At 69.6% G+C, this 22,760-nt stretch carries 26 protein-coding genes and 1 tRNA gene; 15 read left to right on the top strand and 12 right to left on the bottom strand.

Annotated features, from left to right (window positions below; translation table 11 throughout):
* The first annotated feature begins 58 nt into the window (after window positions 1-58).
* The 10 genes from obgE to H976_RS0106395 all read left to right on the top strand — a co-directional run bounded on the left by obgE (window position 59) and on the right by H976_RS0106395 (window position 6,822).
* Entirely contained in the window at window positions 59-1,570 is a 1,512-nt protein-coding gene (gene obgE, locus H976_RS0106440) for a GTPase ObgE (RefSeq protein WP_027860880.1), read from the top strand.
* Complete coding sequence (gene proB / locus H976_RS0106435) at window positions 1,567-2,679, top strand: glutamate 5-kinase (RefSeq protein ID WP_027860879.1); 1,113 nt, start codon at window positions 1,567-1,569, stop codon at window positions 2,677-2,679. Before obgE ends, proB begins: the two co-directional genes overlap by 4 nt.
* A gap of 106 nt (window positions 2,680-2,785) precedes the next feature.
* Window positions 2,786-3,103, top strand: coding sequence for a hypothetical protein (locus tag H976_RS24855; protein ID WP_155918013.1), 318 nt, complete (start codon window positions 2,786-2,788; stop codon window positions 3,101-3,103).
* A 42-nt stretch (window positions 3,104-3,145) separates the two neighbouring features.
* Window positions 3,146-4,393, top strand: a complete 1,248-nt coding sequence (locus H976_RS0106425) for a glutamate-5-semialdehyde dehydrogenase (protein ID WP_027860878.1) — start codon at window positions 3,146-3,148, stop codon at window positions 4,391-4,393.
* A complete protein-coding gene (locus tag H976_RS24850) occupies window positions 4,390-4,848 on the top strand; it encodes a hypothetical protein (protein WP_051276304.1) in 459 nt (152 codons plus the stop codon). The genes H976_RS0106425 and H976_RS24850 overlap by 4 nt, the downstream gene beginning before the upstream one ends.
* Before the next feature lie 26 nt (window positions 4,849-4,874).
* Window positions 4,875-5,018 carry a hypothetical protein gene (locus tag H976_RS30300; RefSeq protein ID WP_196803994.1) on the top strand — a complete coding sequence of 48 codons (144 nt, stop codon included), beginning with the start codon at window positions 4,875-4,877 and terminating at the stop codon, window positions 5,016-5,018.
* 38 nt (window positions 5,019-5,056) lie between these two features.
* Window positions 5,057-5,659 (top strand): nicotinate-nucleotide adenylyltransferase, encoded by a 603-nt coding sequence (gene nadD, locus H976_RS0106410; RefSeq protein WP_027860877.1) that lies wholly within the window; start codon window positions 5,057-5,059, stop codon window positions 5,657-5,659.
* Window positions 5,656-6,036 (top strand): ribosome silencing factor, encoded by a 381-nt coding sequence (gene rsfS, locus H976_RS0106405; RefSeq protein WP_027860876.1) that lies wholly within the window; start codon window positions 5,656-5,658, stop codon window positions 6,034-6,036. The genes nadD and rsfS overlap by 4 nt, the downstream gene beginning before the upstream one ends.
* Window positions 6,026-6,661 carry a histidine phosphatase family protein gene (locus H976_RS0106400; protein ID WP_027860875.1) on the top strand — a complete coding sequence of 212 codons (636 nt, stop codon included), beginning with the start codon at window positions 6,026-6,028 and terminating at the stop codon, window positions 6,659-6,661. Before rsfS ends, H976_RS0106400 begins: the two co-directional genes overlap by 11 nt.
* Before the next feature lie 88 nt (window positions 6,662-6,749).
* A tRNA-Ala gene (locus H976_RS0106395) sits at window positions 6,750-6,822 on the top strand.
* Between the two features lie 267 nt (window positions 6,823-7,089).
* Here the strand turns inward: H976_RS0106395 and H976_RS0106390 are convergent.
* From H976_RS0106390 to H976_RS0106360, 7 genes are read right to left on the bottom strand one after another with little or no spacing between them, the layout of a single operon-like run.
* A complete protein-coding gene (locus H976_RS0106390; RefSeq protein ID WP_027860874.1) occupies window positions 7,090-8,076 on the bottom strand; it encodes an LLM class F420-dependent oxidoreductase in 987 nt (328 codons plus the stop codon).
* Window positions 8,073-8,741, bottom strand: coding sequence for an HAD family hydrolase (locus H976_RS0106385; protein WP_196803981.1), 669 nt, complete (start codon window positions 8,739-8,741; stop codon window positions 8,073-8,075). Before H976_RS0106385 ends, H976_RS0106390 begins: the two co-directional genes overlap by 4 nt.
* A gap of 43 nt (window positions 8,742-8,784) precedes the next feature.
* Window positions 8,785-9,423 carry a class I SAM-dependent methyltransferase gene (locus H976_RS0106380; RefSeq protein WP_027860872.1) on the bottom strand — a complete coding sequence of 213 codons (639 nt, stop codon included), beginning with the start codon at window positions 9,421-9,423 and terminating at the stop codon, window positions 8,785-8,787.
* The gene (locus H976_RS0106375; protein ID WP_027860871.1) at window positions 9,420-9,614 is read right to left on the bottom strand and encodes a CDGSH iron-sulfur domain-containing protein; all 195 of its coding nucleotides are present in this window, start codon (window positions 9,612-9,614) and stop codon (window positions 9,420-9,422) included. Before H976_RS0106375 ends, H976_RS0106380 begins: the two co-directional genes overlap by 4 nt.
* Window positions 9,611-10,588, bottom strand: a complete 978-nt coding sequence (locus H976_RS0106370) for an iron-containing redox enzyme family protein (RefSeq protein ID WP_036224911.1) — start codon at window positions 10,586-10,588, stop codon at window positions 9,611-9,613. Before H976_RS0106370 ends, H976_RS0106375 begins: the two co-directional genes overlap by 4 nt.
* A 55-nt stretch (window positions 10,589-10,643) precedes the next feature.
* Entirely contained in the window at window positions 10,644-11,348 is a 705-nt protein-coding gene (locus tag H976_RS0106365) for a GAF and ANTAR domain-containing protein (protein ID WP_027860869.1), read from the bottom strand.
* 37 nt (window positions 11,349-11,385) lie between these two features.
* Window positions 11,386-12,219 (bottom strand): sigma-70 family RNA polymerase sigma factor, encoded by an 834-nt coding sequence (locus H976_RS0106360; RefSeq protein ID WP_027860868.1) that lies wholly within the window; start codon window positions 12,217-12,219, stop codon window positions 11,386-11,388.
* A 234-nt stretch (window positions 12,220-12,453) separates the two neighbouring features.
* Between H976_RS0106360 and H976_RS24845 the strand changes: the two genes are divergently transcribed.
* Window positions 12,454-14,355, top strand: coding sequence for a SpoIIE family protein phosphatase (locus H976_RS24845; protein ID WP_051276300.1), 1,902 nt, complete (start codon window positions 12,454-12,456; stop codon window positions 14,353-14,355).
* Here H976_RS24845 and H976_RS0106350 read toward each other — a convergent pair.
* Window positions 14,345-15,793 carry an NAD(P)/FAD-dependent oxidoreductase gene (locus H976_RS0106350; protein ID WP_027860867.1) on the bottom strand — a complete coding sequence of 483 codons (1,449 nt, stop codon included), beginning with the start codon at window positions 15,791-15,793 and terminating at the stop codon, window positions 14,345-14,347. The two genes, H976_RS24845 and H976_RS0106350, sit on opposite strands and share 11 nt — an antisense overlap.
* A 15-nt stretch (window positions 15,794-15,808) precedes the next feature.
* The gene (locus H976_RS0106345) at window positions 15,809-16,294 is read right to left on the bottom strand and encodes a general stress protein (RefSeq protein WP_027860866.1); all 486 of its coding nucleotides are present in this window, start codon (window positions 16,292-16,294) and stop codon (window positions 15,809-15,811) included.
* A gap of 47 nt (window positions 16,295-16,341) precedes the next feature.
* Between H976_RS0106345 and H976_RS0106340 the strand changes: the two genes are divergently transcribed.
* Window positions 16,342-16,725: a DUF1304 domain-containing protein gene (locus tag H976_RS0106340; RefSeq protein ID WP_027860865.1), complete on the top strand. Its 384-nt coding sequence runs from the start codon at window positions 16,342-16,344 to the stop codon at window positions 16,723-16,725.
* Window positions 16,726-16,985: 260 nt separating this feature from the next.
* Here H976_RS0106340 and H976_RS0106335 read toward each other — a convergent pair whose 3' ends face one another.
* Window positions 16,986-18,278 carry an HNH endonuclease signature motif containing protein gene (locus tag H976_RS0106335; RefSeq protein WP_027860864.1) on the bottom strand — a complete coding sequence of 431 codons (1,293 nt, stop codon included), beginning with the start codon at window positions 18,276-18,278 and terminating at the stop codon, window positions 16,986-16,988.
* A 405-nt stretch (window positions 18,279-18,683) separates the two neighbouring features.
* On the opposite strand from H976_RS0106335, the gene H976_RS0106330 reads away from it, so the two are divergent.
* Window positions 18,684-18,875, top strand: coding sequence for a hypothetical protein (locus tag H976_RS0106330; protein ID WP_027860863.1), 192 nt, complete (start codon window positions 18,684-18,686; stop codon window positions 18,873-18,875).
* Here H976_RS0106330 and H976_RS0106325 read toward each other — a convergent pair.
* Window positions 18,868-19,632, bottom strand: coding sequence for an SDR family NAD(P)-dependent oxidoreductase (locus tag H976_RS0106325; RefSeq protein ID WP_027860862.1), 765 nt, complete (start codon window positions 19,630-19,632; stop codon window positions 18,868-18,870). The two genes, H976_RS0106330 and H976_RS0106325, sit on opposite strands and share 8 nt — an antisense overlap.
* A 20-nt stretch (window positions 19,633-19,652) precedes the next feature.
* Window positions 19,653-20,615 (bottom strand): UDP-glucose 4-epimerase GalE, encoded by a 963-nt coding sequence (gene galE, locus H976_RS0106320; RefSeq protein ID WP_027860861.1) that lies wholly within the window; start codon window positions 20,613-20,615, stop codon window positions 19,653-19,655.
* A gap of 109 nt (window positions 20,616-20,724) precedes the next feature.
* Between galE and H976_RS0106315 the strand changes: the two genes are divergently transcribed.
* Together H976_RS0106315 and H976_RS0106310 are read left to right on the top strand one after the other, a co-directional pair.
* Window positions 20,725-22,413: a sodium:solute symporter family protein gene (locus H976_RS0106315; protein WP_369759002.1), complete on the top strand. Its 1,689-nt coding sequence runs from the start codon at window positions 20,725-20,727 to the stop codon at window positions 22,411-22,413.
* 9 nt (window positions 22,414-22,422) lie between these two features.
* On the top strand, window positions 22,423-22,692 hold the full coding sequence (locus tag H976_RS0106310; protein ID WP_027860859.1) for a hypothetical protein: 270 nt from the start codon (window positions 22,423-22,425) through the stop codon (window positions 22,690-22,692).
* Window positions 22,693-22,760 lie beyond the last annotated feature (68 nt).

Genomic DNA, 22,760 nt, shown 5'->3' with positions numbered 1-22,760 from the left:
CGAGGGCGTTCCTGAGAGCATCAGGGGCGCCCTTCGTGTTCTGAAAGAAGGAACTCACATGGCCGTCCCGACGTTCGTCGACCGGGTGACGTTGCACGTCGTCGCGGGGCGGGGCGGCAACGGCGTGGCGTCCGTGCACCGCGAGAAGTTCAAGCCGCTCGGCGGCCCCGACGGCGGCAACGGTGGCCCGGGCGGGTCGGTCATCCTGCGCGTCGACCCCGACGTGACGACGCTCATCGACTACCACCACAACCCCAGGCGCCAGGGTGAGCACGGCGGCCACGGTGCGGGGGACCACAAGAACGGCACTCACGGGCACGACGTGGTCCTGCCAGTCCCCGACGGCACCGTCGTCACCGACGAGAACGGCACCGTGCTCGCGGACCTGGTCGGGCCGGGCACCGAGATGGTGGTCGCCCAGGGTGGTCGCGGAGGTCTCGGCAACGCTGCCCTCGCCTCGACCAAGCGCAAGGCTCCCGGCTTCGCGCTCCTGGGCGAGCCCGGGGACGACCTGGTCGTCAACCTCGAGCTCAAGGTCGTGGCAGACATCGGACTGGTCGGCTTCCCCAGTGCGGGCAAGTCCAGCCTGATCGCTGCCCTCTCCCGGGCCCGGCCGAAGATCGCCGACTACCCCTTCACGACGCTGGTGCCCAACCTGGGTGTGGTCAAGGCCGGCGACACCACGTTCACCGTCGCCGACGTCCCCGGACTGATCGAGGGTGCCAGCGAGGGGCGCGGCCTCGGCCACGACTTCCTGCGCCACATCGAGCGCTGCGCCGCGATCGTGCACGTCATCGACCTCGCCACCATGGAGCCCGGGCGCGACCCGGTCGGTGACCTCGAGGTGATCGAGCAGGAGCTGCAGAAGTACGGCGGGCTCGAGGACCGGCCCCATCTGGTCGCCCTGAACAAGATCGACGTCCCCGACGGCCGTGACATGGCCGACATCGTCGCCGAGGACATCGGCAAGCGCGGCTGGCCGGTCTTCCCGGTCAGCGCCTCCAGCCACGAAGGGCTGCGGGAGCTGATGTTCGCGATGGCCGCTGTCGTCGCCGCGCGGCGGGCAGAGGCACCACGCGCGGAGCCGACCAGGATCGTGCTCCGGCCGACGTCCTCGCGGGGCGGCACCGAGTTCACCATCACCGAGACGGGGGAGGGCTGGCGGGTGCGGGGCGAGAAGCCCGAGCGCTGGATCCGGCAGACCGACTTCAGCAACGAGGAGGCCGTCGGCTTCCTCTCCGACCGGCTCAACCGACTCGGGGTGGAGACCCGGCTGGTCGAGCTCGGTGCGGTCGAGGGTGACCCGGTGCTGATCGGCGACCCGGACAACGCCGTGGTGTTCGACTTCAAGCCCGGCATCGACGCGGGGGCGCAGATGCTCGGCCGCCGCGGCGAGGACCAGCGGTTCAACCAGTCGCGGACCGCGGCCCATCGCCGCCGGGCGATCGACGCCGCGATGTCGGACCGGGCGGAGGGGGAGACCCGCGCCGACGTGGCCCGTCGCTACGACGAGGAGCACGGGCTGAGCCACATCGACTTCGAGGACGAGCCCGAGGAAGAGCTGGAATGACGCGCGCGTCGGTCTCCGGCGCGCAGCGCGTCGTGGTCAAGGTCGGGTCGTCGTCCCTGACGACAGCGGCCGGGGGGATCGATCCCGATCGGGTGCGCCTGCTGGTCGACAGCCTGGCCGGCGTACGCCGCAGGGGGGCCGACCTCGTCCTCGTCTCCTCCGGTGCCATCGCGGCCGGCTTGTCCCCGCTGGCCTTCAAGCGGCGTCCGCGCGACCTCGCCCGGCAGCAGGCCGCGGCCTCGGTGGGCCAGGTGCTGCTGGTGCACCGCTACAGCGAGGAGTTCGCTCGCCACGACCAGGTCACCGGGCAGGTGCTCCTGACCGTCGACGACGTGACCCGGCGCAGCCACTACCGCAATGCGCAGCGCACCTTCGCCAAGCTGCTCGAGCTCGGCGTGGTCCCGATCGTCAACGAGAACGACACGGTCGCGACCTCCGAGATCCGGTTCGGCGACAACGACCGCCTCGCGGCACTGGTGGCCCACCTCGTGCACGCCGACCTGCTGGTGCTGCTCTCCGACGTCGACGGGCTGTACGACGCACCGCCCAGCGTCGCGACGAGCCGGCTCATCCCCGAGGTCACCAACGGCGAGGACCTCGAGGGCATCCACCTCGGTCGTGCCTCGGGGGAGGGCCTCGGCACGGGAGGCATGCAGACCAAGCTGGAAGCGGCTCGGATCGCCACCGGCGCCGGCATCCCCGTGGTCCTCACGAGCATGGCGCACGCCCAGGCGGCCCTCGCCGGCGCCGACACCGGCACGTTGTTCCACCCGACCGGGCGCCGCCGGCCGACGCGCCTGCTCTGGCTGGCGCACGCCACCGAGCCCAAGGGCCGCATCGTCCTGGACGCCGGCGCCGTGCGGGCGGTGGCCGAGCGACGGGCCTCGCTGCTGCCGGCGGGAGTCACCGATGTCGTCGGCACGTTCGCGGCCGGTGACCCGGTCGACCTGGTCGACGAGGCCGGCGGAGTGGTGGCGCGCGGCCTGGTCAACTACGACTCCGAGGAGCTCCCCGGGTTGCTCGGTCGTTCCACCCGCGAGCTGGCGCGCGAGCTGGGGGCGGCGTACGAGCGAGAGGTCGTGCACCGCGACGACCTGGTCGTGTTCTGAGCACACTCGTACACCCAAGAATTTGCTTGATTCGGTGCGATCCGCGAGTTAAATCGGACAGACTGACCGCACCGGGTGCCGTGCCCGGATCTCCAAGGGGGAGCGCTTGAACACTCTCACGCGTCACTGGCACGTGACGCTGACCCTCGCGGGCGATCCAGTCGAACCACTGATCGTCCGTGCTGCCATGCAGCGGCTCAGCGAGCAGCACCAGTTCCTGGACTCCGTCTCCTCCACGGGAGACTCCGCGGAGATCCAGTTCTGGGACGAGGGCGAGAACATGCTCGACGTCGCCTCCCTGGCGATGCGGGTGTGGAACGAGCACCGCGAGTCGGCCAGCCTGCCTCCGTGGGAGGTCGTCGGCCTCGAGGTCCTGGAGAAGACCGTCCGCGAGAGCCGGACCTCGGTCGGCCAACGCGCCTGAGGCCGCAAGCGCGCAGCGGCTGCTGCTCGTTACGCTGACGCCATGTCCGAGTCCGCGTTTGGCGCCGTGGCCGTCCGTGCGCGTACGGCGGCCACGGAACTGGCACTGGCCACCCGGGCCACCAAGGACACCGCCCTGCTCGCGATGGCCGACGCCCTCGAGTCGGAGGCCGACGAGGTCCTGAGCGCCAACGCCGCCGACGTGCGGGCCGCCGAGGAGCGCGGGACACCGGCACACCTGGTCGACCGGCTCCGCCTCGACACCTCCCGCATCGACGGCATGGCCCACGGCCTGCGCGACGTCGCCGGCCTGCCCGACCCCGTTGGCGAGGTCGTCCGCGGCTCGACGCTGGCCAACGGCCTCCAGCTGCGTCAGGTCCGGGTGCCGTTCGGTGTCGTCGGCATCATCTACGAGGCGAGGCCCAACGTCACCGCCGACGCGGCGGGCATCTGCCTGAAGAGCGGCAACGCGGTGCTGCTCCGCGGCTCCTCCAGCGCCCGCCGGTCCAACGAGGCGATCGTCGCGATCCTCCGGTCAGCGGCCGCAGCGGCCGGTCTTCCCGAGGACGTCGTCCAGCTGGTGCCGGGGGACAGCCACGACTCGGTCAAGGAGCTGATGCGCGCCCGTGGCCTGGTCGACGTGCTGATCCCGCGCGGCGGGGCCGGGCTGATCCGCTCGGTCGTCGAGGAGTCGACGGTCCCGGTGATCGAGACCGGCGTCGGCAACTGCCACGTGTACGTCGACTCCGCCGCCGACCTCGACATGGCCGAGCGCATCGTGCTCAACGCGAAGACCCAGCGCACCTCGGTGTGCAACGCCGCCGAGTCGCTGCTGGTCCACCAGGACGTCGCCGAGGAGTTCGTCCCGCGGATCGTGCGGGCACTGCAGGCAGCCGGTGTGCGGGTCCACGGGGACGAGTGCTTCGCCGCCCACGACGGTGTCGAGCCGGCCACCGAGGAGGACTGGGCCACGGAGTACCTCGCGCTCGAGATGTCCGCGGCCGTCGTACCCACCCTCGACGCGGCGATCGAGCACATCCGCCGCTACTCCTCGGCGCACTCCGACGCGATCGTCACCGACTCCCAGCCGCACGCGCAGCGCTTCGTCGCGGCGGTGGACTCGGCCGCTGTGCTGGTCAACGCCTCCACCCGGTTCACCGACGGCGGTGAGTTCGGCTTCGGCGCGGAGATCGGCATCTCCACCCAGAAACTGCACGCGCGCGGCCCCATGGGCCTCCCCGAGATGACCTCGACGAAGTACGTCGTCACCGGGGACGGCCACATCCGGTGAGGCTGTTCCTGCTGACCTTCGGGTTCGGCGCCGTCTCGGCGGTCATCCCGATCTTCAACATGGAGGCCTACATCTCGGTGGTGTACGCCAGCACCGACCACTACCCGGCCCTGGCGCTCGCCTTCGTCGGCTCTCTGGGCCAGAACGTCGGCAAGCTGGTCTGGTACTTCATCTGCCGCGGTGCCCTGGACATCCCGTGGCTGAAACGCCAGATGGCCACCCCCAAGCGCCAGGCGCAGTACGAGCGCTGGCGCGACTTCATCCAGGGACGCCCGGTGATGAGCGGGCTGCTCACCTTCGTGTCGGCCGCGATCGGGTTCCCGCCCTTCTTCGCGATGGCGATGGTCGCCGGGACGCTGCGGATGAACGTGTTCGTGTTCTTCACCGCCGGACTGCTCGGCCGGACGTTCTTCTTCTGGGCCTGGCTGCTCGGCGTGGGCCTCATCTTCAACTGAGGCACGCAAAGGCTAGAGTTTGCGCCATGCCGATCCTCCAGATGGTTTCGTTGGCCGCCGAAGAAGGGGCCGGGGCCGGGCCCTTCCTCGTGGGCGGCGGCATCATGGTGCTGCTCGTCCTCGTCCTCCTCGGCATCCTGGCCTTCGGCAAGGGACGCGAGCACTCCTGAGCGCCACGTCCAGCTCCCGTCGCCGACGTGTCGGCGTGATGGGTGGCACCTTCGACCCGATCCACCACGGCCACCTGGTGGCGGCCAGCGAGGTCCAGGCCTGGTTCGACCTCGACCAGGTGGTGTTCGTGCCGACCGGGGAGCCGTGGCAGAAGTCCGACCGGGTCGTCTCTCCCGCGGAGCACCGCTACCTGATGACGGTGATCGCGACAGCCTCCAACCCGCGGTTCGAGGTGTCCCGCGTCGACATCGACCGCGGTGGTCCGACGTACACCATCGACACGCTGCGCGACCTGAGCGCGAGGATGCCCGATGCCGACCTCTATTTCATCACCGGCGCCGACGCGCTGACCGAGATCTTCACCTGGCGCGACGCCGACGAGCTCTTCGGGCTGGCCCGGTTCGTCGGGTGCACGCGGCCCGGTTACGAGATGACCGCGAGCACGCTGGGGGAGATCCCCAGCGACCGGGTGACCATCCTGGAGATCCCCGCCCTGGCCATCTCCTCGACCGAGTGCCGTGAGCGCCGGGCCAAGGGCGAGCCGGTCTGGTACCTCGTCCCCGACGGCGTCGTGCAGTACATCGCCAAGCACGACCTCTACGCGCCGTCGGACCCGACCCGACAGGAAGTTCCGCTGTGACTGCGACCGAACACGCCCTCGAGCTCGTGCACGCCGCCGCGAGTGCCGCCTCGGACAAGCTGGCCGAGAACATCCTCGCCTTCGACGTCAGCGACCAGCTGGTGATCACCGACGCCTTCGTGCTGTGCTCGGCGAGCAACGAGCGGCAGGTCAAGTCGATCGTCGACGAGATCGAGGACAAGCTCCGCGAGATCGGTGCCAAGCCCGTACGCCGGGAGGGCGAGCGCGACGGCCGCTGGGTGCTGATCGACTACGCCGAGATCGTGGTCCACGTGCAGCACACCGAGGAGCGCGAGTTCTACGCCCTCGAACGGCTCTGGCGCGACTGCCCGGTGATCCCGATGCCGGCCGACGTCACCTCGGGCCGTGGCCGCTGAGTCCGACACGGCCCCCGGTCGGCGCATCGTGCTGGTGCGGCACGGCCAGACGGCCTGGAACGCCGTCGGTCGGGCACAGGGCCACGCCGACATCAGTCTCGACGACACCGGGCGCCGGCAGGCCGAGTCGATGGCCGCCGTGCTCGCCGAGCTGGAGCCCGTGCTGCTGATCAGCAGCGACCTCGCACGCGCCCGGGAGACGGCTGCCTTCCTCGAGAAGGCCACCGGGCTGACCGCCGAGGAGGACCCTCGCCTGCGCGAGTACGACGTGGGTTCGCGCACCGGGCTGACCCGCGAGGAGTTCGCCGAGACACTCGGTGAGGACGCCTCGCTGGCCTTCGATGCCCACGCCCACGTCGAGGCTCCGGGCGCCGAGACCGTCAGCGAGGTCGCTGCCCGCATCGTCCCGGCCACCAGGGAGGCGGTCGAGCGCCTGGCACCGGGGGAGACCGCTCTGCTGGTGATGCACGGTGCCGCACTGCGCATCGCCCTGGCCGGCGTCCTCGGCTGGCCGCTGGAGAGCGCCGACACGCTCGAGGCGATGGCCAACTGCGGTTGGGCCGTGGTGGTCGAGCACGGAACAGGGCGACTGCGGCTCTCGGCGTACAACATGACGGCCGGGTGACCCTCCCGACCCTGCCCCCGATTGGCAATCGGTGCGACCCGCCCGCTAAGATTCCCGGCGTTGCCCAGACACGGGCGACACCCGATCTGGGGCTGTGGCGCAGTTGGTAGCGCACTTGCATGGCATGCAAGGGGTCAGGGGTTCGAATCCCCTCAGCTCCACCGAATTGTGACAGCAGTGGCGCCGTGGCGCAGTTGGTAGCGGCTCTGCCATGCAAGGCATGGCATGCAAGGGGTCAGGGGTTCGAATCCCCTCAGCTCCACCAAAATTCTGCCGCACGCGTTACCGTGGTGGCACAGGACGGAGACCCGCTAGCAGGTCACCTTCTTGAGGCTCCGGTCCATCCAAACCGGCGGTGGCCGGGCCGACCCGGGAAAGAATCCCTCCCGTGAGGCTGGTGCCCAGACCCTGCACCGGTCTCACCATCGTCAGCCCGACGCCTGGCGCAGCTTGGCGAGCAGGGGCTCGGCGGCCTCGGCCAGGAACTGCTCCTGGGATTCGCCCCCGACCTGGACCAGCGCGACGTCGGTGAAACCTGCCTCCCAGAACGGCTGCACGGCCTCGACGATCGCGTCGAGGTCAGGCCCGCAGGGGATGTTGTCGGCGACGTCCTCGGGACGGACGAACTGGGTGGCAGCTGCGAATCCGGCCGTGGTCGGCAGGTCGGCGTTGACCGACCAGCCGCCGGCGAACCAGCGGAACTGGTCGTGGGCACGCTCGACGGCCACCTTCTCCTCGGGATCCCAGCAGATCGGGATCTGGCCGACAGCCCGCGCCGAGCTGCCGATGGTCGGTGCGCCCTCGGTGGCGTTCCACTGCTGTACGACGTCGGGCAGCGGCTCGACGGCGATCAAGTGATCGGCCAGTGGCGCCAGCTCCTCGACCGCTCGTTCGCCGGCCACGGCGACCGCGATCTCGACCGGGTCCTCGGGCAGGTCCCAGATGCGCGCCGAGTCGACCTGGTAGTACTCGCCCTGGTGGTCGACGAGGTCACCGGTGTGCAGGCGGCGGATGATCTCGATGGCCTCGGTCAGCATCGCCTGCCGCTCCTGCAGGGCCGGCCAGCCCTGCCCGACGACGTGCTCGTTGAGGTTCTCGCCGCTGCCGAGACCGAGCGTGAAGCGCCCGTCCGCCAGCAGCTGCACCGTGGCCGCCTTCTGCGCCACGACTGCCGGATGGTAGCGGAGCGTCGGACAGGTCACGTAGGTCATCAGGTCGACGCGCTCGGTGGCGTGCGCGACGGCACCCAGCACCGACCAGGCGTACGGCGCATGGCCCTGCGCGCTCAACCAGGGGAAGTAGTGGTCGCTCATCACCTCGAACTCGAAGCCGACGCCCTCGGCGCGGACGGCGAAGTCCACGAGGTCCTTGGGGCCGGACTGCTCGGTCATCAGGGTGTAGCCGAAGCGGGTCATGCGTCTCCTCGCTGCTGCAGGTAGTCGTTCCAGTCCAGGTTCAAAAGGTCCTCGGGGGCATCCACCACCAGGACCGCGCCGGCCTTGGTCAGCTCCGCGTCGCTGTACCCGCCGGAGCGCAGCCCGATGCAGGGCAGCCCGGCGCGTTCGGCCGACTCCACGTCGTACGGCGTGTCACCGACCATCACGGCTCGTTCGACCTGGCCGAGCCGTTCGAGGGTCACGCCGATCAGGTCCGGCTCGGGCTTGGACTCGTCGGCGTCCTCGGAGGTGGTGAGCAGCTCGATGTCGTCACCGATGCCGAGGTGGTCGACGGCCTCGCGGGAGAACTCGGGGTCACCCGACGACGCCAGGGCGACCCGGTAGCCGTCGGATCTCAGCCGCCGGACCAGCTCGGCGGCGCCGGGAAGGGCATCGACCTCGGCCTTGAGCTCGACGTACTCCTCGCGCCAGGCCTTTCGCAGGGCGTCCCCGAGGCGGTCCTCGACGTCGTGGCCGGCCACCTCCGCCACGAGCTTGTCTCCGCCCATGCCCACGGTGCGGTGGATCCGCCAGAGGGGGACGGGCACCTCGTGGCGGTGGAAGGCGCGCTGCCAGGCGATGGCGTGGTGGTACGTCGAGTCGACCAGCGTGCCGTCGATGTCGAACAGGATCGCGTCGGTCATGCCTTCGCCCGTGCCCATTCGGAGGACACGCACACGTGCTGGCCTACGCGTGGTCGATCCGCAGCAGCACGCCGCGGTCGCCGTACTCCCGCAGCTCGCCGGCGACCAGACCGGAGCCGCCGAGCAGCGCGGCCACCGCCTCCGCCTGTTCCTGGGTGCCGAGCTGGAGGAGCGCGACTCCTCCGGGAGCCAGGTGGCCGGAGATCGCCCGGAGGCACTCGTGCACGACGTCCATCCCGCCGTCGCCGCCGTCGATCGCCAGCAGGGGGTCCTCGGGGAAGCGCACCGTCTCGGAGCGCCGCACCCACGGCGGGTCCGCGATGATCAGGGGGAACTGCTCGCCGCGCGGCAACACCTCGCTGATCAGTCCCGTGCGGATGCTCACGCGGTCGATGCACCCAGCGGCCTCGGCGTTGTGCAGGGTGTACGACGCCGCGACCGGGCTGACGTCGACGCAGACCAGGCGGCGTGCCGAGTCGGCCACCGCCAGCAGGCCGATCTGACCGGCTCCCGAGCACAGCTCGAGCACGTCGCCCGCGGGCAGGTCCCGCAACAGCGCGGCGGCCCACCAGGACTGGGCCGTCGTCCAGTCGCGCGGACGGAGGACCCGGGCGTCGAAGCTGATCTGCAGACCGCCGAAGTCCACGGTCTCGGTGCCGGCGGCGACCTCGGTACCGCTCATCGCGCCTGGGCCGGGACGGCCTTGTGGGTGCTGTCGCACCACGGCTTGCGCCCGGACATGCCGCAAGCACACACCGCGACCACCGGCCTCGTCACCGGATGGCGTTCGCCAGCGTCGTCGACGACGACCTCGGCCCCGCGCACCAGCAACGGGCCGCCGGGGCAGACCCGGACGCTGACCTCGCCCGTCACGAGGCCACCTCCAGCTCGCCGGACCAGCGCTCGAGCAGCTCGGCACCCGACAGCGCGGCCAGGTGCAGGCAGGTCGCGGCCCCGAAGAGGACGTCAGCACCGAGCGTCGGGTCCTCCTCGACCAGCCGGCCGCAGATGTCGTGCAGCGCCACCTGCTCGTGGACCGCATCTGCCTCGACGTGCTCGTGGAAGTACGCCGCGACGGCGTCGGGCAGCCCGACCCGTTCGATCCCGGCCGCGATCTTGCGCGCCGGGACCGAGCTGGTGGCCTCGAAGGCCGCCAGGTGACCCATCGCCGCCCCTCGGAGGCGGCGCTGCAGGCCGAACAGGGACATCGCGTTGGCATTGGCCAGGCTGAGTGCCGAGACATCGTCGGTGTAGGCGCCGTAGCTGTCGTCGAGACCCGCGGCGCGCAGCGCATCTGCGAAGAGGGTGGAGTGCAGTCGCTCGGGCCGGCCGCCGCCGTACTCGTCGTACTGCAGCTCGGCCAGGGCGGCCTTGGCGGCTCCGCCGATCCGTGGCAGCACGAACGACTGGGGGTCGGACTCCTTGAGCTGCTGCACGCTGCGTTCGCGCAAGAAGTCGACGATGTGCTCGCGCGAAGCGGTGCGGTGGAGGAAGGCCGCGACCGGAGGGCTGTCGTCAGCAGCGATCAGCTCGAGGAGCTGGGCCGACACGTCGCCGGTGCCCGATGCCACCGGCACCGATCCGACGGCCCGGCGCAGTTCGTGCTCGAAGCGCCGCTCGAGGGTCTTGCGCAGCCGGAGCAGGCCGAGGTCCCACTCGCGGTCCTCCGCGACCTCGTCGAAGCCGCGGTAGTGCAGCTCGTAGAGGATCCACAGCGCGAGCTGGGCGTCGCCGTCGTCGAGGACCTCGGCCGCTCCGATCGCGATGGGGCCGGCCTCGTCCTGGGTGCGGACGAGCGACCCGATGACGTGACGACTGATCGGTCCGCGTTCGCGGGGCAGCTGCATGGGGAAACCTCCGGTGAGTACGGGGGCTCCCAGTACCCCAATGGGCCCGGTGCGATCACCTCAGTTCGGGGTGGGAGTCCGGCAAGGCACCGTGGGTGACGACGTACTCCGCGACGTCGGCCAGCTTGGTGTTGGTATGGCTGGAGTAGCGGCGCAGCAGCTCGAAGGACTGCTCCATGGTCAGCTCGTAGGTCTGCATCAGGATGCCCTGGGCCACCCCGATCATGTGGCGGGAGTGCAGTGCCGTGCGCAGTCCGCTGGACATGCGTGCGGCGGTGAGGGCGTTGGTGGCGTGCGTGGCGTAGATGTCGGCCACGTCCAGGTCCTCGTGGCCGAAGGCGCCGGGCGTGCCGGAATAGAGGTTCAGCGCGCCGAGCACCTCCTCGGCGGTCGACAGCTGGATGCCGAGGATGGCGTGCACGCCGATGTCGGCGGCACGCGGCCCCCAGCGGGGCCAGTCCTGCGAGGTCGCGAGGTGGTTGGAGACTCGGGGTTGGCCGGTGACGGCTGCTTCGAGGCACGGTCCCTCGCCGAGGTCGTACTGCAGCTGGTCGACCTGCACGGCGACGTCGGAGGAGGCAGCGACCGTCTCGGTGCGGTTGCGCCGGCGGCGCAGGGTCACGCTCGCCCAGTCGCAGGCCGGGACCACCTCCACGGCGCGCTCGACCACGTTCTGCAGGGTCGGTGTCTCCTCACCGATCTGCATCAGGTCCTGGCTGACCTGGGCGAAGAACGACGCAGACGGCGGTGTGGTCTCCATGGGCCGCGCCCTCCCGTTGACTCGTGGTGATGCCACCTTAATCACGGACGCCGGGATCACCGACCGAGCCCAGGTCCTGACGGATGTCGCGGAAGATGCGGGTGAGCAGCCGGGAGACCTGCATCTGGGTGACCCCCAGGTCCTCGGCGATCTCGCGCTGGGTCAGTCCCTCGAAGAACCTCAGCTCCAGGATGCGCCGATCACGCTCACTCAGCCGTCGTACGACGGGGGCCAGCACGACTCGTGCTTCGGCGGCCGACTGGTCCCTGTCCTCGTCCCCGATGAGCTCGCCGAGCGAAGCGCCCTGCTCCTCACCGACCGGCTTGTCCAGTGACGTCGGGGTGAAGCAGCCGTGGCCGTCGAGAGCCTCGCGTACGTCGGCCGGCTGCTCGTCGAGGTGCTCGGAAAGCTCGTCGACGGTCGCTGGCCGTCCCAGCGTGATCGCGAGGTCGCGCTGTGCCTGGGAGAGGCGCGCCTGCAGCTCCTGGATGCGGCGTGGAGGACGAACCATCCAGCCCTTGTCGCGGAAGTAGCGGCGTACCTCCCCGCGGATCGTCGGCACGCAGAAGGAGAGGAAGTCGTGTCCGGCCTCCGGGTCGAACCGGCGTGCCGCCTTCGTCAGCGCGAGGTAGGCCACCTGTTGCAGGTCCTCGGTGGCGACACCGCGCGAGCGATAGCGGGAGACCACCGAGTCGGCGACCGGCATGTTGACCGCGGCCAGCTCGTTGGTCAGCTCATGTCGCTCGTCGTCATCCACGCAGTAGGCGAGCCGGGCGACGAGCTCGCGCGTCCGTTCGGTCCGGCCGTATCGTTCATCGGCGCGGTGGGTGTCGTGGGGGGTGCGGGAAAGAACAGCAGAGGGGGGATTCATGCCTCACCAGGCTTGGTCGACTCCCGAAAGAACCCGAGAGTGTCGAACCACCCGCCGTCGTTTCCAGCGAGCGCGGCCCCGAGCACCCTCGCCTCTGCTTCACGCGACTACCCGGCGTTTTCAACGTACACCCGTCACACCCGGACACAACAGCCGAGGTCCGTCCGTGTGTCCGCACCGGATCGGGGTACTGGCACCAACGTCCACGTGCACGCTGTCCACGGAAGGACACAGATGAGTCAAGGCGATGGAGACTCGGGCGACCTCGCCGCCGCACTCGACGCCTATGAGACGGCGCCGGCGATCATGCTGGCCTGTGAAGGCGACGACATGGTGCTCGCCAGTGCCAACGAGGCCGCACGAGAGGCGTTCGGAGATCGGTGCGAGTTCGGTCGCCCACTGCGTGAGATCGCGCCAGAGGTCGACCAGAGGACCAAGGACCTGATGGACGACATGGCCGGCACGGTGCTCGCGACCGGCCAGTCGGTGACCAGACCGGCCCACCGGGTGCAGGTGCAGTCCGACGACCAGGCGCCGTTCGAGGTCGTCTGGGACCTGACCTTCAGCCCGTGGTTCGCGGCTGACGGTTCGGTGCGCGGGGTGCTGGCTCACGGGCTCGACGTCACACAGGTGGCCCGAGCCGGACAGGATCCAGCGGACCACCTGCACGAGCTGATCGCCATGCAGGACGCGTTGCTGCCCGAGTTCCTGCCGGTGCTGCCGGGGGTCGAGATCGCCGGACGCTACCTCCTGGCAGAGGACGAGTTCTCCGCAGGCGGGGACTGGTACGACGCCGTCGCGCTGGCAGACGGTCGGGTCGCTCTGGTCGTCGGAGACGTGGTCGGCCACGGTGTGGCCGCAGCGGCGGCCATGGGTCGGCTCCGCTCTGTCTCGCACGAGCGCCTCCGCAGCGGCGCGGACCTCGTCCAGGTGATGGTGGCACTCGATGCCTTCGCGGCCTCGGTTCCCGACGCGAACGCCGCGACGATCTGCGCCTTGGTGCTGGACCCCGCGGCCGGTCAGCTGGAGTACTGCACGGCCGGGCACCCGCCGCCGCTCGTCGTACGCCCTGACGGCCGGTCGCGATACCTCCGTCACAGCGGCGCCGCCCCACTGGCGACCACCGGTGAGATGACGGTGGCGGTGGACCACCTCGAGCGCGGCGACCTCGTCGTCCTCTACACCGACGGCATCCTGGAACGGCCCGGGCGGACCCCCGCCGGGAGCACGGTGGAGCTCGGCCAGATGGCAGCCGATGCTGCGTCCGGGCCGCACCCCCCACGCTCGCCCGGACCCGCCGAACGGGTGTGCCAGCAGGCGCTCGAGGGGATGACCCGGCGCAGCGGGTACGCCGACGACATCGCGCTGCTCGTGGCCCAGGTGACCGGGCCGCTCGCTCCACTCCACCTGGACCTGGTCGCCGACCATCGGGCGCTGCCGACCGTGCTGGAGGCCCTGGCCACGTGGTTGGAGTCGATGCGGGTGCGCGAGCTCGACCACATCGTGGTCCAGCACGCCGTCGAGGAGCTGGTCACCAACGTGGTGGAGCACGCCTACCCGACCGCGGGAGCGCCCGGGTGGCTCACCGTCGACGCCGCACTGCTCCCTGCCGGCGACGTGGAGATCCGCTTCGCCGACGGCGGAGTCTGGGTGCCGCCGTACGCCGGTGATGGGCGTGGTCGCGGACTCGGCATGGTGCGGGGGATGGTCGACCGTCTCGTCGTCCGTGGCGGCGACGACGGCACCGTCGCCATCGTCCGGCACCGCCTCTCCCGGCCCGCGTGGATGCTCACCGGGACGAGCACACCGGGGGGTCGGCACCGATCGGAGCTGGACGAAGGGTTCACCTTCGCCGCTGATGCGGCCGGTCTGCACCTGACCGGGTCGCTCGACCACACCGCGCTCGACGACCTTCGTGGTGCGCTCGACGATGTCGCGCAGACCGGCCGCGTCGTCGTACTCGACCTCGAGGGCGTGACCAGGCTGCCGAGCTCGGCCGTCCAGGCGCTGCACGTGGCCAGTCGAGACGCAGCCGACCGGGGACAGGACCTCGTCCTCTACGCGCCGGCGGGTACGACGGCCCAGCAGGTGCTGGAGCTGGTCCGGCTGCCCTACGTGCTCACGCTCAACCGGTGACGAAGTCGGCCGGGTCGATCTGGGCGCAGCGCTGCTGGTACTCCGCGACCAGTCCCGGCCAGTTGGTGCTGATGCGCCCGCCGTCCTGGTGGTACCAGTTGTGGCAGGACGCCCAGACGCTGTTCCTGAGGCGGTCCTGGATCTCGGCGTCGAAGCGTTCCTCGACCTCGGGACGCACGGCGACCGAACGTGCCCCCTCGGCCTCGGTGTGGCGGAGCAGGGTGGTGATCGCTCGGGCCGCGGCCTCGAGCATGTTGATGATCGAGCTGCCACCGAGGTTGGTGTTGGGTCCGTAGACGACGAACAGGTTCGGGAAGTCCGGGACGCAGATCCCCAGGAAGGCCCGCGCGCCACCCTTCCACCGGGCGTGCAGGTCGGCTCCGTCGGAGCCGGTGATCTGCATCGGGGCCAGGAACTCGGTCGCGGCAAAGCCGGTGCCGTAGATGATCACGTCGACCTCGTGGACGGTGCCGTCACCGCTGCGCACTCCCTCCGGGAGCACCTCCACGACCGGCTCGGTCACGACGTGGACGTTGGGCTTCGCGAGCGTTGAGTACCAGTCGTTGGAGAACAGCACCCGCTTGCAGCCGAACTCGTAGTCGGGGATCAGCTTCGCCCGTAGCTCCGGGTCGCGCACCTGGGCGAACAGCTGAGCTCGCCAGCCGAGCTTCACCATCGACTTCAGGGGGGTGTCGTCGATCAGGGCCTTGTTGAACTGCTCGGTGATCCGCCAGGTAAGTCCGCGACCGAAGGCCTGGGTGCGGGGGAACCGCTCGAAGACCTTGCCGTGGGTGGCGGTGTACTCGCGGTCGGGCTTCGGGGCGACGTACGGCGCCGATCGCTGGAAGACGGTGATGTTCGCGGCGTCGGACTGGATGCCGGGCACGAACTGGATGGCGCTCGCTCCGGTGCCGAGGACCGCGACGCGCTTGCCGCGCAGGTCGACCGAGTGGTCCCACTCGGCGGAGTGGAAGGCCGGACCCTGGAACGTGCCGAGCCCGGGCAGCTCCGGGATCGACGGTCGGGACAGCTGCCCGACCGCGGTGACCAGCACGTCGGTGTCGATCCGCTCGCCGGCCGAGGTCTCCAGGTGCCAGCCGGCAGTGGTCTCGTCGTACGTCGCCGACGTGACCTCGACGCCGGTGCGGACCAGGTCGAGGACGCCGTACTCCCGGGCGGTCCGCTCGATGTAGCCGAGGATCTCGTCCTGCCGGGAGTAGCGGTGCGGCCACGCGGGGTTGGGTGCGAAGGACCACGAGTAGAGGGACGACGGCACGTCGCAGGCCGCGTTGGGATAGGTGTTCTCACGCCAGACCCCACCGACCCCCTCGGCCTTCTCGAGCACGGTGATGTCGCGGTATCCCGCCCGCTTCAGCTCGACGGCGGTGCCCAGCCCACCGAAACCGGCACCGATGATCGTGATCGAGGGTTGGCGCATGGCAGGACCCTAGTGCTACGTCATGGTGGCGAGGAGCTGACGGCCCTGCTCGGCGAACCTGTGCTCGACCAGCACCTCGTAGCGGGTGGCGACCACCTGGGTGACGGAGGTGAAGTCGCGACGGCCGCGGGTGGCGGCGTACCCCGCCAGCGCCCAGACCAGGCCGAAGACCGCACCGAAGAGCATCGTGCCGAGGATGATCGCGATGGTGCTGCTGCCGGTGCTGAACAGTGAGACGACCAGCCCGACGAACAGGCCCATCCAGATCCCGGAGAGAAGTCCTCCGGTCGCCACCTTGCCGTAGGTGAGGCGACCGGTGACGCGCTCGATCTGCTTGAGGTCGGTGCCGACGATCAGGCAGTTCTGCACCGGGAACTCGTTGTCGGAGAGGAAGTCGACGGCCTTCTGGGCCTGCTCGTACTTCTCGTAGACGCCGAGGGACAGCGGGAACTCGAGGGTGAGCGCCGACGTGGGGATGCGGAAGCTCTGGGACTGACTCATGCGCCCAGTGTCGCAAACGGATGGTCGAAACTGAGTAGCCTGAGCGCGTGCTCGTCGCCGCTTGCGTGTTCGCCGCCCTCGCAGCTCTCGTGCACGTCTACATCTTCGTGCTGGAGTCGCTGCGCTGGACCGAGCCGGCCACGCGGCGCGTGTTCGGTACGACGGAGGAAGCCGCCGCCCTCACCCGGCCGCTGGCCTACAACCAGGGCTTCTACAACCTGTTCCTCGCCATCGGCACCATCGTCGGCATCGCCCTGGTCGGCAGCAACCGCCCCGCGTCCATCGCCCTGATCGTCTTCGCCACCGGCTCGATGCTCGCCGCCGCCCTGGTGCTGATCACCTCCGACTCCTCCAAGGCACGGGCCGCCGTCGTCCAAGGCCTGTTCCCGGCCCTGGCACTGCTCTCGCTGCTCGTCTGGGCTCTCGTCTGACCCTCGGGCTCGACGGGTCGTGGTCGCCTGGGCCTGGGCTTGTTGCTATTGCTTCCGTGTCGGCTCGGGTCTGGTCGGGGATGCGGGTTGACGGGGTACGTGGTCGACGTCCGCGGTGGTTGCCGTGGCGTCCCGATGCCTTCGGTCGGCGTGCGGTCGCTTGGCTCGAGATCCTGTGGTTGCGGCTGCCGGTTGAGGTGGGTTTTCGCCTCAGGGCATGGCTGTGACCCCGGCTGGGGCTGGCCGGGGTGTCGGGGGCTTCAGATTCTTCGCGGTGGGCGGCGGCTGATGGGTGGGACCTCGTACTGGTGGCCGGTCGGGCTGGTCCAGATGTAGGTGCCGTCCTCGAGACGTTTGTAGTCCCAGGCGGTGAAGGTCTTCATCCGGTGATGCGTCCTGCACAACGGCGCAAGGTTCAGCGGGTTGGTCTGGCCGGGTGGGCCGCCGTCGGACATGGGGATGTAGGCGGTGATGTGGTCGAGGTCGCACGACCGGGAGTCGCGGATGCAGCCGGGGAAGACGCAGTAGGCGTCGCGCAGGGTGCAGAGCTCTCGCATCGCACTGGGTGGGTCGTGCTGGTCGACCGCCTGGGTCGAGGAGAGGTCGAGGACGGGTCGGATGATGACCTTGCCGCCGGCGGCGGCGTAGCCGGTGAGCCACTCGGTGAGGAGCTGGTCGGTGGCCGCACCGAGCTTCTCGATCGACACCGCGCCGGGCTGGTCCGGGTCGAGGTGCACGTACAGGTTCACTGCACCGAGACCGCGGCCAACGCTGGGTACTGCGTCGCGTCCGGACATGAGATCGAGGGCGTATTGGGGGTCGGCCAGGATCCCGACCGCCCGGGCTCGGCGGACGTCGACCGGTTCGGTGTCGCCGAGGTCGCGCAGTTCGCCGGCGATCCGGCCGACGGTCTGGTCGAACAACAATGCGTCGGGGGTGTCCAGGGTCATCACCACGTCGGTGGTGGCGGGGTTGCCGCGGTGCCGCAGCCACACGCCTCGGCGGGCGAGCTCTTCTTCTTCGTCGGCCACGGCGCGGTCGGGGTCGAAGTACAGCCGGGCCTCCTGGACCAGCCGGGCGGCGTCGACCAGCCCGATCTTCGAGGGCGTAGCGGAGATGAGCCGGTCGGCGAACGCGACCGCCTCTGGCGAGAGGTCGTGGGTCTCCCTGGAGATCGCCCGGGCTCGCCACACCGGGACCACTCCGGCCTCGACCAACTCCCAGAGCCGAGGAAGCCGATAGACCAGCTCCAGGGCATCGGCCATCCGCTGCTTGGCCGCCTCCAGCGAGATGCCCAGAGCGGCCGCGAACGAGGCCGGCGCGAACTCATCGACCAGCGGCGCACCCGCACCAGCCAACGGCGCGCGAGATGCGGTGGCGAAGATGCCGTGGTCGTCCTCCCAGCCGGCCGGGAACTCATCCCGGCACGGGTGGATCAGCGCCCAGTGGACCGCCATCTGGAGCTGCTCGACTGCACACTGGTGGGCCAGCGCGCGGGCTGCCTGGACACGCTCGATCACCTCAGTGGCGGTGAGGGTGGTGGTGGTGTCCATGCAGAAACTCTAGACGTCGGCACCGACAGTTTCGCCCAGAGATTCGAAGGTGTGGAGAACTCTTCTGACCCCCTCCATCGGGTGGTTTCGAGACGCTCGCTGGCGCTCGCTCCTCAACCACCGAACACCAAGCAAACCGCGACGGACCCACTTGCCAGAACCCTGACCGCCGCAACCACAGGTTCTGGACCCCCGCGGCCGGAAGCCGCACAAAGGCATCGGGACGCCACCGCAACCCCACGCCGACGGAAACCACGACTCTCGTTGGCTCTGACCGGTCGACCAGCCCCGAGTGGTCTCGACTATCCGCTCGCTCCGCTCGCTGCTCGACCACCTTGTCGTCACGGCCAACGGACTGGTCGATCAAGGCGGCTCGTCTCGTCGGCCGCCGCCTACGATGGCCGCATGAACACCGACGGGACGACGGAGAAGCGTGAGGGCATGAGCGTCACCACGCTGGTCCTCGGCTTGTTCGTGCTGCTGCTTCTGCCGACCGCGGGTGGGTTCGGTATCGGTGTGCCGGAGCTGGTCGTCTGGTTCGCGCTGGTGATCGCCTGGGTTGCCTTCTGGGTCCGGAAGCGGCGACCGGTCAGGTGATGGTCATGCCTCCGTCGACGGGCAGGGTCTGGCCGGTGATGTAGCCGGCGGCGGGGGAGGCGAGGAAGACGGCCGTCGCGGCCAGCTCGCGGGGGTCGCCCTTGCGGCCGGCGGGGATGCGGGCCTGCTGGGCCTCGAGGTAGCCGTCGGGGTACTGGTCGGTCATCTCGGACTCGAAGAACCCGGGCGCGATCGCGTTGACGCGGATGCCCTTGCGGCCGGTCCACTGCTGGGCGAGGTCGCGGGTCAGGCCGATCAGGCCGGCCTTGGAGGAGGCGTACGCCGCCTGCGGGAGTCCCGCTGTCGTGATGCCGAGGACCGAGGAGATGTTGATGATCGACGATCCGGGCTCCATCACCCGTCCGCACGACTGGGCCATCCAGTAGCAGCCGTTCAGGTTGACGTCGATGACCTGGCGGAAGTCTTCCGGCTTCTCGCGAGTGGCTGGTGCTGCGGTTCCGATCCCGGCGTTGTTGATGAGTACGTCGACCCGGCCGAAGGTGTCCATCGCGGAGTCGACGAGGTGCTGACAGGCGTCGGGGGAGGCGACATCGGTCTCGACGGCGATCGCACGTCGGCCGGCCGCCTCGACGAGGGCCGCAGTGTCGGCGAGCCGGTCGACCCGGCGGGCGCCCAGCACGACGTCGGCACCGGCCTCCGCGAACGCCTGCGCGAACGCGACGCCGAGACCGGAGGAGGCGCCGGTGACGATCGCCACCTTGCCGTCGAGCGAGAACAGATCGGTGATGGAGGTCATGAGCCGATCATGACAGGGGCTCACGCAGCGTGGCTGCGGGCCTCCCAGGCCGACCGGACCATGTCCTCGAGGTCGTGGCGCATCTTCCAGTCGAGGTCGCGGGCGGCGGCCTCGCCGGTGGCCACGATGCGCGCCGGGTCGCCGGGCCGGCGCGGGCCGATCGTCGGCGTGAAGTCGATCCCGGTGACCGTTCGGATGGCGGACATGATCTCGGCAACCGAGCAGCCGGTGCCGCTGCCGAGGTTGTAGACCGGCTGCAGCTCGTCACCGGCCGCCAGGTGTTGGGCCGCCACGACGTGCGAGAGCGCGAGGTCCGCGACGTGCACGTAGTCGCGCACGCACGTTCCGTCGGGCGTGGCGTAGTCGTCACCGTTGATCCGCGGGGTCTCGCCGGCCAGCAGCTTCTCGAACACGATCGGGAACAGGTTGTGTGGGCTGGTGTCGTAGAGGTCGTCGGCCCCGGAGCCGACCACGTTGAAGTAGCGCAGCGAGGTGTGCCGGAGGCCCTTGGCGCGGCCCTGGTCACGGATGACCCACTCGCCGATCAGCTTGCTCTCGCCGTACGGCGACTCGGGACGCGTCTCGGTCTCCTCGGTGACGAGGTCGACGTCGGGCGTCCCGAAGGTGGCCGCACTCGAGGAGAACACCATCTTGTCTGCCCCGGTGCGCTCCATCGCCTCCAGCAGGTTCACGGTGCCGGTGACGTTCTGCGTGTAGGTGTGCAGCGGCCGCTCCACCGAGACCCCGGCGTACTTGTAGCCGGCGAGGTGTACGACGCCCTCGACGTCGTGCTCGCGCATGGTGCGTTCCATCAGGTCGGTGTCGACGATGGTGCCGTTCACGAACGGGACCTCGTCGTGCACGAACTCGCGGTGCCCGCTGGACAGGTCGTCGACGACGACGACATCCAGCCCGACCTGCTCGAAGGCCCGAACCACGTGGGCGCCGATGTAGCCGGCTCCTCCGGTCACCAACCACGACATACGAGTCCTCCAGATCCGTGGTGTGTCGATTGCGAAGCCGTGGGGTACGGGGTCCGTCGAGGAGTAACGTGCCTCACGGTCCGATCCGATCCCGGGAGGCTCGATGGTACTGGCAGCTGATCTACGTCTCGACGCCAACTGGGTCGACTACCTGTTGGTTGCCCTCTACTTCGGCTTCGTCATCGGCATCGGCATCATCGCTCGGCGCTCGGTCTCCAGCAGCCTTGACTTCTTCCTCTCCGGTCGCTCGCTACCGGCCTGGGTCACCGGGCTGGCGTTCATCTCGGCCAACCTCGGCGCCGTCGAGATCATGGGCATGTCCGCCAACGGTGCGCAGTTCGGCATCCCGACGGTGCACTACTTCTGGGTCGGCGCCGTCCCGGCCATGCTGTTCCTCGGCGTCGTGATGATGCCCTTCTACTACGGCTCCAAGGTCCGCTCGGTCCCGGAGTTCATGCGCAAGCGGTTCGGCACCGGTGCCCACCTCGTCAACGCGCTCAGCTTCGCGCTGGCACAGCTGCTGATCGCGGGCATCAACCTGTTCCTGCTGGCCAAGATCGTCAACCTGCTGCTCGGCTGGAACCTCTACGTCTCGCTGCTCGTGGCCGCCGCCATCGTGCTCTCCTACATCACCCTCGGCGGGCTGTCGGCGGCGATCTACAACGAGGTGCTGCAGTTCTTCGTGATCGTCGCCGCGCTGGTCCCGCTCACCATCGTGGGGCTGCACCGGGTCGGCGGCTACGGCGGGCTCAAGGACAAGATCACGGCTGCCGGCGACGGCGCCGCCCAGCTCAACTCGTGGCCGGGGACCAACCTGACCGGCATCGCCGACCCCTTCTGGTCGGTCGTCGGCATCATCTTCGGGCTCGGCTTCGTGCTGTCCTTCGGCTACTGGACGACCAACTTCGTCGAGGTGCAGCGGGCGATGGCGTCGAGCTCGATGTCGGCCGCCCAGCGCTCGCCGATCATCGGCTCCTTCCCGAAGATGTTCGTGCCGTTCATGGTCATCGTGCCGGGCATGATCGCCGCTGTGCTCGTCTCCGAGGTCGCCAAGGCCAAGGCGAGCGGCGACCCCAAGTTCGACTACAACAACTCGTTGCTCTACCTGATCAACGACCTGCTGCCCAACGGCATGCTGGGCGTCGCGATCGCAGGTCTGCTGGCGTCGTTCATGGCCGGTATGGCGGCCAACATCTCCGCCTTCAACACGGTGTTCTCCTACGACCTCTGGGAGACCTACGTCGTGAAGGGCCGCAGCGACGACTACTACCTGCGGATCGGCCGGGTCGCCACCGTCGCGGCCACGGTCATCGCGATCGGTACGGCGTTGTTCGCCCGCAACTACCAGAACATCATGACCTACCTGCAGACCCTGTTCGGCTTCTTCAACGCACCACTGTTCGCCACCTTCATCCTCGGCATGTTCTGGAAGAAGATGACCCCGACGGCCGGCTGGACGGGCCTGGTCAGCGGCACGGCCGCCGCCGTGCTGGTCGGCATCCTCAGCAAGGACGCGCTCGGCAGTCTCTCGACCGGCGTACTCCCGCTGAAGAGCCAGGGCGCGGCGTTCGCGGCAGCGGGCGCGGCCTTCATCGTGGACATCGTGGTCAGTGTCGCGGTGACGATGGTGACCCGACCCAAACCGGTGTCCGAGCTGCGCGGCCTGGTCTGGTCGGAGACGCCACGCAGCGACTTCCACGACGCCAACGAGGGCACCCTGGCCTGGTGGCAGAACCCGAACAAGCTGGCAGCGGTCGCCGGCGTCATGGTCATCGTCCTCAACATCATCTTCTGGTAGGAGCGCGACATGGCTGAGAACACCAGCGAGACCGGCCACAAGGCGGGGCTGTTCGACATCCGGTTCGTGATCGGCGCCCTGATGGGGCTCTACGGCGTGATCCTGCTGATCACCGGCTTCTTCACCAGCCAGAGCGAGCTCGACCGGGCCGACGGGTTCAACGTCAACATCGTCGGCGGCATCGCCATGATCGTCACGTCGCTGCTGTTCGGGCTCTGGGCCCGGCTCCGGCCTATCGTCGTCCCCGAGCACATCGAGCAGGAGGACGAGCCCGCCTAGACCTGCGCGTCTAGGCTCGACCTCGTGCCGACCGAGGACACCCCAGCCTGAACCTGCGCTCGCTCCCG

Origin of the sequence: Marmoricola sp. URHB0036, assembly GCF_000426045.1 — a bacterium.
Taxonomy (GTDB): domain Bacteria; phylum Actinomycetota; class Actinomycetes; order Propionibacteriales; family Nocardioidaceae; genus Marmoricola.
Note: the sequence above shows the minus strand (reverse complement) of the source record. Positions and strands in the feature narration are given on the sequence as shown.

What these genes read in the sequence shown, in the direction of transcription:
- galE (WP_027860861.1), bottom strand. Translation starts at nt 20,615, where the DNA reads ATGTCGTGGTTGGTGACCGGAGGAGCCGGCTACATCGGCGCCCACGTG.
- H976_RS0106385 (WP_196803981.1), bottom strand. Translation starts at nt 8,741, where the DNA reads ATGACCGACGCGATCCTGTTCGACATCGACGGCACGCTGGTCGACTCG.
- H976_RS24845 (WP_051276300.1), top strand. Translation starts at nt 12,454, where the DNA reads ATGAGTCAAGGCGATGGAGACTCGGGCGACCTCGCCGCCGCACTCGAC.
- H976_RS0106425 (WP_027860878.1), top strand. Translation starts at nt 3,146, where the DNA reads ATGTCCGAGTCCGCGTTTGGCGCCGTGGCCGTCCGTGCGCGTACGGCG.
- H976_RS0106380 (WP_027860872.1), bottom strand. Translation starts at nt 9,423, where the DNA reads ATGAGCGGTACCGAGGTCGCCGCCGGCACCGAGACCGTGGACTTCGGC.
- H976_RS0106330 (WP_027860863.1), top strand. Translation starts at nt 18,684, where the DNA reads ATGAACACCGACGGGACGACGGAGAAGCGTGAGGGCATGAGCGTCACC.
- obgE (WP_027860880.1), top strand. Translation starts at nt 59, where the DNA reads ATGGCCGTCCCGACGTTCGTCGACCGGGTGACGTTGCACGTCGTCGCG.
- H976_RS0106325 (WP_027860862.1), bottom strand. Translation starts at nt 19,632, where the DNA reads ATGACCTCCATCACCGATCTGTTCTCGCTCGACGGCAAGGTGGCGATC.
- H976_RS30300 (WP_196803994.1), top strand. Translation starts at nt 4,875, where the DNA reads ATGCCGATCCTCCAGATGGTTTCGTTGGCCGCCGAAGAAGGGGCCGGG.
- H976_RS0106360 (WP_027860868.1), bottom strand. Translation starts at nt 12,219, where the DNA reads ATGAATCCCCCCTCTGCTGTTCTTTCCCGCACCCCCCACGACACCCAC.
- H976_RS0106345 (WP_027860866.1), bottom strand. Translation starts at nt 16,294, where the DNA reads ATGAGTCAGTCCCAGAGCTTCCGCATCCCCACGTCGGCGCTCACCCTC.
- H976_RS0106350 (WP_027860867.1), bottom strand. Translation starts at nt 15,793, where the DNA reads ATGCGCCAACCCTCGATCACGATCATCGGTGCCGGTTTCGGTGGGCTG.
- proB (WP_027860879.1), top strand. Translation starts at nt 1,567, where the DNA reads ATGACGCGCGCGTCGGTCTCCGGCGCGCAGCGCGTCGTGGTCAAGGTC.
- H976_RS0106390 (WP_027860874.1), bottom strand. Translation starts at nt 8,076, where the DNA reads ATGACCCGCTTCGGCTACACCCTGATGACCGAGCAGTCCGGCCCCAAG.
- nadD (WP_027860877.1), top strand. Translation starts at nt 5,057, where the DNA reads ATGGGTGGCACCTTCGACCCGATCCACCACGGCCACCTGGTGGCGGCC.
- H976_RS0106310 (WP_027860859.1), top strand. Translation starts at nt 22,423, where the DNA reads ATGGCTGAGAACACCAGCGAGACCGGCCACAAGGCGGGGCTGTTCGAC.
- H976_RS0106370 (WP_036224911.1), bottom strand. Translation starts at nt 10,588, where the DNA reads ATGCAGCTGCCCCGCGAACGCGGACCGATCAGTCGTCACGTCATCGGG.
- H976_RS0106335 (WP_027860864.1), bottom strand. Translation starts at nt 18,278, where the DNA reads ATGGACACCACCACCACCCTCACCGCCACTGAGGTGATCGAGCGTGTC.
- H976_RS0106365 (WP_027860869.1), bottom strand. Translation starts at nt 11,348, where the DNA reads ATGGAGACCACACCGCCGTCTGCGTCGTTCTTCGCCCAGGTCAGCCAG.